Here is a 7,857-nt window from a genome sequence, read left to right as displayed (position 1 = left end):
GTGTTACGGAGTTGATCTGCGAGGAATCCCTCATCTGGAAAAATTCACTCTAGAATTTCTTAAAGATTTCTACCAACAAGCCAAAGCCCACGGCATGACCAATCAAGAATTTATTGATCGTCCTGATGCCTTCGCATTACTGGCGGGAAACAAAACCCTTCAGAAACAAATAGAAACAGGCAAAAGTATAGAAGAAATTGAGCAGAGCTGGGAGCCTGAACTCTCGGAATACAAAGCCATGCGGAAGAAGTATTTGTTGTACGAGGATTTTGAGTAGATAGTGTTCAAGTGTTCAAGTGTTCAAGTGTTCAAGTGTTCAAGTGTTCAAAATTATTACCTTCTATAAATATATGTGCATCTGAGCGCTTGAAAACATTATAAAGCAGAACCAATTAATTGAGTATGAGTCAAAAACCTCTAAGAATCATCTTTATGGGCACTCCAGAGTTTGCGGTTTTGTCGCTGCAAATTTTGGTAGAAAACCAGTATCAGGTGGTAGCAGTTATTACTGCGCCGGATAAACCCCAGGGGCGAGGTCGGAAGATTGCTTTTTCTCCGGTGAAAGAGTATGCTTTGACCCACGATGTTCCTGTATTGCAACCAACTAATTTGAAAAACCCTGAGTTTCTAGAAGAACTTAAAAGCTACGAAGCCGACTTGCAGGTAGTGGTCGCTTTCCGTATGTTACCCGAAGTGGTTTGGAATATGCCAACCATTGGAACCTTCAACCTTCACGCTTCTTACTTACCTCAGTACCGGGGAGCCGCGCCGATCAATTGGGCGATTATCAATGGGGAAACTGAAACAGGAGTAACTACCTTTATGATTCGCCATGAAATTGATACGGGAAACATTCTGTTTCAAGAAAAAGAACCCATTCATCCTGATGATACCGCCGGAACACTCTACAAACGTTTAATGCAAAAAGGCGCACAGTTGGTGCTAAAAACGGTAAAAGCCATTAGTCAAGATGATTATGTACTCACTCCTCAAGAGGAAATAACCGATCTAAAACCTGCTCCTAAAATCCATCGGGAAACTTGTAAAATTGACTGGAACCAGCCAGCCGAGCAGGTTCGCAACTTTGTGCGAGGACTTTCTCCGTATCCGGCGGCCTGGACAGAACTTACGCTAACCAATGGAGAAAAGAAAAACTGTAAGATATTTTCGGTACATCTTACTGACCAAGAAAAAGCTAATCAGAATCCTGGCGATTTTGTTACTGATAATAAATCGTATTTGTACATCCGGGGGCAAGATGGCTGGTTAGCGGTAGAGGAACTACAACTAGAAGGAAAAAGGAGAATGATGGTAGATGAATTTTTACGAGGAACTACATTATGATCAAATCAATTATGGTAGCCCGCTCCGATAATAACGTTATTGGTAAAGACAACGACTTGGTATGGCACATGCCCGCCGATCTGAAGTACTTTAAAGAAACTACGAGCGGTCACTTCGTAGCGATGGGTCGTAAAACGTATCAATCGGTAGACAAACCACTTCCAGGACGCCTTAATATTATTATCACTCGCCAAGATGATTTTTATCGAGAAAACTGCGTCATAACCCATAGTTTGGATGAAGCTCTGGCTTTAGGTAAGCAAAATGGTCAGCAGGAGATGTTTATATTAGGTGGTGCCCAAATTTATGAACTTGCCTTAGACGTAGCCGACCGTATTTATCTCACCGAGATTCATGGTGAATTTGAAGGCGATACTTTTTTTCCTGAGATTGACTCAAGTGTTTGGCAGGAGGTAAAAAGGGAGGATCACGAAGCTGATGAAAAAAACCCCTACTCTTACTCATTTGTAATACTGGAGAGACCTTAAAATGGATTACCGCTCAACTCTTCTACTGCTTGGAACAAGTTTGCTTCCATAATCTCAAATTGCTCCAATGCTTTAGCCAAGAAGTCGCCTTTCACTATTTTTTGAATATCTTCTTCCCCGCTAATCTCCAGTTCGGGTACTTTATAGGTCTGTTCAATCCACCCCCTCTCTAGCTTGATTAGGTACTTACTGTTCCAATAGAAGATAGTGATTTTGCACTGTTTGTGAGGAATTTCTCTAATGACTCGCATAATAGCTGTTTAATTCCTTCCAAATATAGGAATTACTTCCTTCTCTGGTACAAATCACATTCGCTCTTTCCCTTATAATATCATTTCTTCAATCATTTATTACATTAGCATGCAATTGGATTATATTATTTTTATATAATACATAACTTATTTTATTTTACATTATGCCAAAAGCATATAAAATATTGCTAATAACTCACTTTCTCATAACTGTAGGATACGCTAGTTCAGCGATGTTGCTAGCCTCTTCACCGCCTAAGCTAACTTTAGTCTTAAAATCAGATGTAAAGGAAGCCGCTGAGTTGCTATCATCTAATACCTCCTATACTGACTATTCTCATACTTCATACAAAATCATTCAATCGACCCGTAAGATTAATACAACTCTTGTACGTAACGGTGCCGATTTGTTGGTTCATTTCACTGCACCTAATAACCAAGTAATTGTGCAGGTATCGGACATTCAAGGCACTTTAATTAATACTACCAGCCATATTAATATGGAAGCAGGATTCTATGAAATTCCGGTGCTTCCATCCGACAATGAATCATCACTGTATTTCGTGTCGCTAATTGTTAATCAACAAGCCTATTCTTTTCAAGTATCATTTCGACCATAACTAGATTCATGGATACTGCTAAAATACTGATCGCTGAAGACGATGAAGCTTTACTAAATATGATTGCTTTCAAGCTAAGGGGGGAAGGTTTTTCCCAAATATTTCATGCTTACGACGGCAAACGAGCTAAGCGGGTTATTCAGGAAGAGAAGCCTTCAGTAATCATTACTGATATTCTTATGCCTTTTGCCTCTGGGCTTGAAGTTATTAGCTACGTAAGATTAGAACTAGAATATGATCCATTCATCATCGCTCTATCTGCTATGAATACTCCTCACGCTGAAGCCGAAGCATACGATTTGGGAGCTAATTATTACTTGGCTAAGCCTTTTAATCTACAAGGGCTGATCGAGCAAGTAAAGCAGGTAATTCCAGTAGTCTTATGAAAAGATTTAGCATACATATTATTCTAGTTTTTTTCATACTAGTGACTGTTGGCCAACTCTTCGGTCAGTCAACTAATGGTGATAGCTTATACGCTACCGCTCGCTCTCAGGCTTATATTCACCAATATGATTCGGCAATAAATAATTTACGAGTGTTACTGGCTAATTATCCCGAACGATACGATGCCCACCTGCTATTATGTTCAGTTTATAGCTGGGAGCAGAAGTTTGAACAAGCCCGTACCAATTACCAAGTACTCTTAGAAAAATACCCTACAGTAGAAGTGTATCGAGGAGCGGGGCGAGTAGAAATGTGGGATGCTGCTTGGGCTGACGCGCTTGCTCTAATTAATCGAGGGTTAAATAATTATCCTGGGGATACAGTGCTTACATTATTAAAAGCACAAATATTAACTGAATTAGGGCGAACTAAAGAAGGGATAACTTTATTGGAAGAAATGCTTCCCTCACCGCAAGCAGATAGCTTACTACAGGAACTTCGCCCTCAAAATACCAAAAATGCAATTCGGGCTAACTACTACTACGCAAACTTTGACGCGATTTTTACGCCTTGGCATATTGGTAGTGTGGAATACGAACGCCGTACCAAGCTTGGGCCAGTTATCGCTCGGTTAAGTCGATCTCGGATGTTTGATCAAATTGGTAAACAGGCTGAATTAGATTTCTACCCTAAAATCGCTTCTCGCACGTATGCTTACCTTAATTTCGGAATATCTGACCGAACTGTTTTTCCTAACCTGCGTTGGGGAGGCGAACTTTTTCAGGGAGTTGGGGCAAGTACTGAGATATCAGGCGGAATGCGAATGTTGTATTTTGAATCGGCTACTGTCCGTATTTATACCGCCCAGTTAGGTCATTACGCGGGTTCTCATTGGATTTCTGCCCGGGCTTTTCTAACGAATATAAAAGAAACTAGCAACACTGCTGGAGCATTTACCTACCGAAAATACCTTCGGCACAGCGATCATTACTTTAGCTTGTATGCCAACTACGGAACTGCCCCAATTCAAGTGGTAAGCTTACCAGAAATACTGCGGGTAAATACTCAAAGATTAGCTTTTGACTATAAACACGCCTTTTGGCAACGCACGTTGCTAGTGCGCTTCATGGCTGAATATCAATGGGAGGAATACGTTGAGCTTCGTCAGGTAAACCGTTGGGGACTCGAGTTTGGATTAGAGAAAAGATTTTGATTATGATAGTCGCTGTTCAATTGGAAACATTAATATACTCACACGGATTGCTATTGGGCATTGCCGCTTTCCTTTTGTCTATTTGCCTCATTTTAGTTATAGTACTGTATATACATCGTACTCTTTCTGTAGTTAGAGAAAAGAAGAAAAGTGACCTTCAGTTCCGCTATCAATACTTACTGTATGATGCTTTAGTTGAAACTCAGGCAGAGAACGCTCCAAATAGTTTTCTGAATGTAGCCTCAGAACTATTTCAGCAGGAGAAGAAACAGAATAAATACCTCGATCCGCAGATTCTCACCGATATTATTCTTAACCTAAAGAAAAGCCTTAGTGGTTCAGCACAAAACCAACTTCTGAGCCTAGCCTATGCTTTAGAACTACCTAAGTACTCTTTGAAGAAACTGCGAGAGCGAAATATCAGTGTACGCACCCAAGGACTTCATGAAATAAGTGCTATGCAAGTGAATCGCCCGGAGGTAAAAGAAGAAATAAGGTGCTTGTATCCGTCAGATGCCTCGCATATGGCCCAGGAAGTTATATTAGCACTAGCTAAGTTAGAATCATCTCCTGATTTAGCGTTTTTAAGTAGCTTAAATACACCATTGAGTGAACTACTACAAATTCGGCTACACCATCATTTACGCAGCATCGGCCGGCATCGTCTTCCTAATTTTAGTCAATGGCTGACTTCTGAAAACGAAAGCATTGTCCTGTTCGCCCTACGTATGATTGCAGAGTTTCAACAGTATTCAGCAGCCCCATCTGTCCTGCATAAGCTTTCTAATTCATCTCTATCGGTTATTACTGAAGCTATCAATACAGTTAACCGGCTACAGCTTACTGAAGCTATGCCTACGCTAATGAATCTGGCTAAGCACAAAGATACCGATATTCAATTAGCTAGCTTACAAGCGATTAGCAAATTGGGGAGTCACCAACAGACTACTAGCTTAGATGATCTTCGCCGACACCCTAACTACTGGGTAAGAAGAGCGACCTCTAAGGCTGTGGCTCAAATTCAATCTAACGCAGAACCAATAAAACCGTTGCTCTAACGCCATAGGCAGATAATTATGAGAGAAATTGCTATCTATAGTATTACATATGTTGCTGAGAATCTAATCTTAATTTATGGTTTGATTCTAGCGGGGTTCTCCATTTTTCTTACTATTGTTGGCCTAACTGAGATTAGAAAATATCTCAAAATCAGCCGTTTAGATGACCCGCAGGCACTGCTATCCTCACCTCTTACCCCAAAAATATCCTTGATAGTGCCAATGTACAATGAAGGGCAAACTCTTATTGATAGTGTACGCTCACTTCTATCTCTTCAATATAATAACTATGAAGTGATTGTAGTAAACGACGGTAGCACCGATGATTCGCTGCGTAAGATGATAGAATATTTTCAATTGGTACCTACTTATCTAGAAAGCAACTATGAGTTACCTACTGAGAAAGTACGTTGTCTATACAAATCGCAAAAGAAAGTTTTCGGTAAAATTACGGTAATCGATAAAGCGAATGGTGGTAAGTCTGATGCTCTAAATGCCGGGCTTAATCACGCTGAAGGTAAATTGGTAGCTACTATGGATGCTGACTCTATTATTGCACCGAATGCGCTGCTTAAGATGGTAAAGCCTTTCTTACAAAACTCACAGCGTGTGATTGCTACAGGAAGTATGGTTCGTATTGCTAACTCTTGTACTATTGAAGACGGAAGCTTAGTTAAAATACAGCTACCCAAAGGTTGGTTAGCTCGGTTTCAGGCGTTGGAGTATATTCGCGTATTCCTTCTTAGCCGATTAGGATGGAGCCGGTTAAATGGACTGCTGATTATTTCAGGAGCATTTGGCTTGTTTGATCGAGAAATTGTGGTGAAAGCGGGGGGATACTATACCAATACTGTTGGTGAAGACATGGAGTTAACAATACGCATGCGTCGCTACATGCACGATAACGATCTATCTTATAAAGTAATTTATATTCCTGATCCGCTGTGCTGGACTGAAGCTCCGGGAAGTTTAACGCAGCTTAGCCGACAGCGAAACCGCTGGGCACGAGGCACTGCCGAAACTTTAATCAAACACCGAAAACTGCTGCTCAACCCTAAATATAAACTAATGGGTTGGTTAAGTTACCCTTACTGGCTGTGTTTTGAATTCTTAGCTCCATTTATCGAAAGTATTGGTTTGGCTTATTGTGTCACACTAGCTATCTTGGGGTACTTAGATTGGACTAATTTTTTATTCTTTTTAATAATAATTTATTTTTTCTCAGTATTATTATCTTTGATCGCATTAGTAGCTGAAGAATACTCATATCACAAGTACCAACATACCTCAGATATGGGCAAACTAATTTTAACCGCTCTGATGGAACCAGTATTTTATCATCCTATTATTTTAGTGAATTCTATAAAGGGAAACTTAGATCTTTTAGTTGGAAAGAAAAGTTGGGGTGACATGCAGCGCCGTGGGTTTACTAAGCATCAAGAAGAGATACCAAAAAAGGCAGCCTGATAATTTTTGTGGGCTACCTACTTATTTATGTCGCTTTACTTTACGTCGCTATGCCAGAAAATTCATTGTATCGCAATACAATAGACTATCAGTTATCAAAGGTTACAGAAAACGATCAGGATTTTAAGATGCAACTGGCAACTATTTACTCCGACTATATGCGGGATATACCCACCCATTTTGCGCGCTTAATCGAGCGAAAAAGTTTACCAGATATAGTAAAGTTACAGCATAAGCACAAAACTACCTGCCACGTGCTGGCCCTTCAATCGCTTTCTGATACGTTTTCCGAAGCAGAGAATATATTATCGGAAGAAATAGCTGACAGAGAAATATTATTGAATAGCTGCGCTAAAAAAGTTACTACTATTTGTTACAATGCGCTCACTCAACTCCAAGAAATCACGCATCCTTGATTTTCTCTATTTTCTCCTCGGCTAATTCTTTGCCTAACTGATCGGTCTTGGACTTTTCTTGTTCGTATTCGGCAGTGGCTTCATAATTTACTTTAATATAGATAGGTAGGTGATCAGACCCATAGGAGGGTAGCCGTTTCAGCTCTACCAACTTAAAATGATTAGAGATAAAAACATGATCTAGCGGCCATCGCATGAGAGGATACTTAGCATGAAATGTACTGTAGAACCCTCGGCCCATCCTAGGGTCAAGTAAACCGCTAATTCTAATAAATAAACGGGTGGAATATGACCAAGCAACATCATTCAGGTCTCCAGCAACGAGAGTGGGTTCATCTGGATTGATGATATTTTTGCCTAAAATAAGTAACTCAGCATCTCGCTCAGTAGAAGTTTCACTTTCGGTTGGGCTGGGAGGTTCAGGGTGTAAACAGTGAAGATTAATTTGCTGACCGGAAGGCAGTATTACCTTGCCGTGAAATGAAGGAATATTAGGCTTAACTAAAAATCTGATATCAAAGTCTTCTAAGGTAAACTTAGAGTACAGCAACATACCGTAGGTATTTTCTAATGGGTATTCCAGGCAGTGAGGATACTTTTCTCGAATCGGTAC

Annotated in this window: 10 protein-coding genes and 1 pseudogene; 9 read left to right on the top strand and 2 right to left on the bottom strand. The window is 40.3% G+C overall.

What is annotated here, in order from left to right; genetic code table 11:
* From WBA23_RS22390 to WBA23_RS22380, 3 genes and pseudogenes are all read left to right on the top strand, one after another.
* Window positions 1-277 (top strand): annotated as a pseudogene (locus WBA23_RS22390) (DUF1343 domain-containing protein); the annotation flags it as partial.
* Window positions 278-402: 125 nt separating this feature from the next.
* On the top strand, window positions 403-1,344 hold the full coding sequence (fmt, locus tag WBA23_RS22385; protein WP_424584505.1) for a methionyl-tRNA formyltransferase: 942 nt from the start codon (window positions 403-405) through the stop codon (window positions 1,342-1,344).
* A complete protein-coding gene (locus WBA23_RS22380; protein ID WP_424584504.1) occupies window positions 1,341-1,832 on the top strand; it encodes a dihydrofolate reductase in 492 nt (163 codons plus the stop codon). The genes fmt and WBA23_RS22380 overlap by 4 nt, the downstream gene beginning before the upstream one ends.
* Here the strand turns inward: WBA23_RS22380 and WBA23_RS22375 are convergent.
* A complete protein-coding gene (locus tag WBA23_RS22375; protein WP_424584503.1) occupies window positions 1,829-2,083 on the bottom strand; it encodes a hypothetical protein in 255 nt (84 codons plus the stop codon). The genes WBA23_RS22380 and WBA23_RS22375 overlap by 4 nt on opposite strands.
* Window positions 2,084-2,247: 164 nt before the next feature.
* On the opposite strand from WBA23_RS22375, the gene WBA23_RS22370 reads away from it, so the two are divergent.
* Genes WBA23_RS22370 through WBA23_RS22345 form a run of 6 tightly spaced genes read left to right on the top strand, consistent with a single transcriptional unit; the run spans window position 2,248 to window position 7,244 of the window.
* Window positions 2,248-2,703 (top strand): hypothetical protein, encoded by a 456-nt coding sequence (locus WBA23_RS22370; protein WP_424584502.1) that lies wholly within the window; start codon window positions 2,248-2,250, stop codon window positions 2,701-2,703.
* Window positions 2,704-2,711: 8 nt separating this feature from the next.
* Window positions 2,712-3,089, top strand: a complete 378-nt coding sequence (locus WBA23_RS22365) for a response regulator transcription factor (protein ID WP_424584501.1) — start codon at window positions 2,712-2,714, stop codon at window positions 3,087-3,089.
* Window positions 3,090-3,130: 41 nt separating this feature from the next.
* Window positions 3,131-4,303 carry a YaiO family outer membrane beta-barrel protein gene (locus tag WBA23_RS22360; protein WP_424584500.1) on the top strand — a complete coding sequence of 391 codons (1,173 nt, stop codon included), beginning with the start codon at window positions 3,131-3,133 and terminating at the stop codon, window positions 4,301-4,303.
* 2 nt (window positions 4,304-4,305) lie between these two features.
* Window positions 4,306-5,361, top strand: a complete 1,056-nt coding sequence (locus tag WBA23_RS22355) for a HEAT repeat domain-containing protein (protein ID WP_424584499.1) — start codon at window positions 4,306-4,308, stop codon at window positions 5,359-5,361.
* Between the two features lie 18 nt (window positions 5,362-5,379).
* Window positions 5,380-6,828 carry a glycosyltransferase family 2 protein gene (locus WBA23_RS22350; protein WP_424584498.1) on the top strand — a complete coding sequence of 483 codons (1,449 nt, stop codon included), beginning with the start codon at window positions 5,380-5,382 and terminating at the stop codon, window positions 6,826-6,828.
* Between the two features lie 50 nt (window positions 6,829-6,878).
* Window positions 6,879-7,244 (top strand): hypothetical protein, encoded by a 366-nt coding sequence (locus WBA23_RS22345; protein ID WP_424584497.1) that lies wholly within the window; start codon window positions 6,879-6,881, stop codon window positions 7,242-7,244.
* Here WBA23_RS22345 and WBA23_RS22340 read toward each other — a convergent pair.
* On the bottom strand, window positions 7,231-7,857 hold a 627-nt coding region (locus tag WBA23_RS22340), incomplete at its 5' end, for an endonuclease/exonuclease/phosphatase family protein (RefSeq protein WP_424584496.1). The two genes, WBA23_RS22345 and WBA23_RS22340, sit on opposite strands and share 14 nt — an antisense overlap.

It is taken from the genome of Tunicatimonas sp., from assembly GCF_049647865.1.
Taxonomy (GTDB): domain Bacteria; phylum Bacteroidota; class Bacteroidia; order Cytophagales; family Cyclobacteriaceae; genus Tunicatimonas.
Note: the sequence above shows the minus strand (reverse complement) of the source record. Positions and strands in the feature narration are given on the sequence as shown.